Source organism: Pseudomonas sp. 910_23, assembly GCF_052850795.1.
The window spans coordinates 1-1,532 of sequence record NZ_VXCZ01000045.1 but is presented as its reverse complement, the minus strand read 5'-3'; the positions used below and the strand labels follow the sequence as shown (position 1 = coordinate 1,532).

Here is a 1,532-nt window from a genome sequence, read left to right as displayed (position 1 = left end):
GTGTCGCCGGCTTTGATAGTGATGCTTGAGCCGTTGTCGAGTTTCAGCGTGACGTCGGTACCGGCCTTATTGCTCAAGGTCGCGGTGTAGGTGATCTGGCCACCTTCATTAACGACACTTGGCGCAGTCAGTGTGACAGTCGTTGTGTTATCGGTACCCGGAGTGTCCGTAACGGTGGTGTTTACTGACGTAGTACCTGGAACCAGATTTTCAAAGTGCTCGCCACCGGTCACACCCTTGATCGCGGTAGTGACGGTCTGATCGCCTTTGTAGACATCATCCGGTGCCAAGATCGAAACAGTGCCGCTCGACTGATTCACGCCGATGGTGATGGTTTCGCCATTATCCAAAGTGACGGTCAGCGGGTTGGTGATGTTAGTCACCGGCGCGCCGTTTTTATCCACAAGGCTGGCGGTGTAAACGATATTGCCGCCTTCACCGACGGTGGTGGTGGCGGTCAGAACTACGTCCACCTTGTCGATGGTGTCGTTGATGGTGGTGGTTGCGCCGTTGCCTGCGACTTCCAACTTCTCGAAGTTGCCGCCAGTGGTCTCGGTGATCTTGACGGTCTGGGTGCTCTTATCGATGAACACGTCATCGGTAGGCGCAGGGACAGTCACAGTGCCGACAGTTTCGCCAGCCTTGATGATGATCGACGAGCCGTTATCCAACTTCAGCGTGACATCGGTACCGGCCTTATTACTCAAGGTCGCGGTGTAGGTGATCTGGCCACCTTCATTAACGACACTTGGGGCAGTCAGCGTGACAGTCGTTGTGTTGTCGGTGCCCGGGGTGTCGGTAACGGTGGTGTTCACTGCAGTAGTGCCCGGTACCAAGTTCTCGAAGTGCTCACCGCCAGTGACACCAGTAATGGCGGTGGTGACGGTTTGATCGCCTTTGTATACATCATCAGGAGCAATAACCGAAACGCTAGCGCTCGATTCGTTCACTCCGATGGTGATGGTTTGGCCGTTATCCAGGGTGACAGTCAACGGATTGGTGATGTTAGTCACCGGCGCGCCGTTTTTATCCACAAGGCTGGCGGTGTAAACGATGTTGCCGCCTTCGCCGACGGTGGTGGTGGCGGTCAGTACCACATCGACTTTATCGATGGTGTCGTTGATCGTGGTGGTGGCGCCGTTGCCTGCAACTTCCAATTTCTCGAAGTTGCCGCCTGTGGCTTCGGTGATTTGAACGGTCTGCGTGCTTTTGTCGATGAACACATCATCGGTAGGCGCAGGCACGGTCACAGTGCCGACGGTGTCGCCCGCTTTGATGGTGATCGACGAACCGTTATCCAACTTCAAGGTGACGTCAGTGCCCGCTTTATTCGAAAGCGTAGCGGTGTACGTAATTTGACCACCTTCGTTCGCTTCGGACGGAGCTGTCAGCGTCACGGTAGTGGTGTTGTCGGTACCCGGTGTGTCCGTAACGGTGGTGTTTACTGACGTAGTACCTGGAACCAGATTTTCAAAGTGCTCGCCGCCGGTCACACCCTTGATAGCGGTGGTGACGGTCTGATCGCCTTTGTA

Annotated in this window: 1 protein-coding gene; it reads right to left on the bottom strand. The window is 55.3% G+C overall.

Translation table 11 applies throughout. The features are described from left to right. A partial coding sequence (locus FW800_RS27245; RefSeq protein WP_446438860.1) for an immunoglobulin-like domain-containing protein occupies positions 1–1,532 on the bottom strand: 1,532 nt, incomplete at both ends.